Annotated in this window: 1 protein-coding gene; it reads left to right on the forward strand. The window is 68.5% G+C overall.

The features are described from left to right. On the forward strand, positions 1–417 hold a 417-nt coding region (locus tag FS507_RS19840; protein ID WP_186314742.1), incomplete at its 5' end, for a hypothetical protein. Positions 418–562: the final 145 nt, after the last annotated feature.

Raw genomic sequence — 562 nt, forward strand, 5'->3', positions numbered from 1 at the left:
GAGGAGGATGGGTTGGGACGGGTTCAGCGTGGCGGCGACGCCGGGGGGGAGGTGCTGGGGGGTGAGGAAGAGGAGGGGGAAGAAGGGGGGGATGTTGAGGGTGGGGAGGGGGAGGGTGTTGGGACGCTCGGCGGGGGAGGGGGGGATGAAGAGGGGGGGGAGGGGAGGGAGGGTGAGGAGGGGAGGGAGTTGGAGACAGCGGGGGAGGGTGGTTGGGTGATGGGGGTGAAAGGGGAGGAGGAGGGACGCGGCGGGTGGGAGGTGATCGAGAGCGAGGTCTGGGTGGGGGAGAAGGTGGAGGGGTGGCGGGAGGTGATTGGGGAAGAGGCGAGGGTGGTGAGGGTGGGGAAAGGGATGGAGGAGTGGAGAGGTAGAGGGATGAGGGAGGTGATGGGGGAGGTGGAGGAGGATGAGTGAGGTGTGGAGGATGGGGGTGATGATTGGGTGGATGGGAGTGGAAGGGGAAGGGGTGGTGTCGGTGGAGGTGATGGGGAGGGACGGCAGGGATGTGGGGGAGTGGAGGGGGGGGGGAGAGGTCGACATGGGGGTGGGGGCGGGTGTG

This window comes from Corynebacterium glyciniphilum AJ 3170, from assembly GCF_007673095.1.
Taxonomy (GTDB): domain Bacteria; phylum Actinomycetota; class Actinomycetes; order Mycobacteriales; family Mycobacteriaceae; genus Corynebacterium.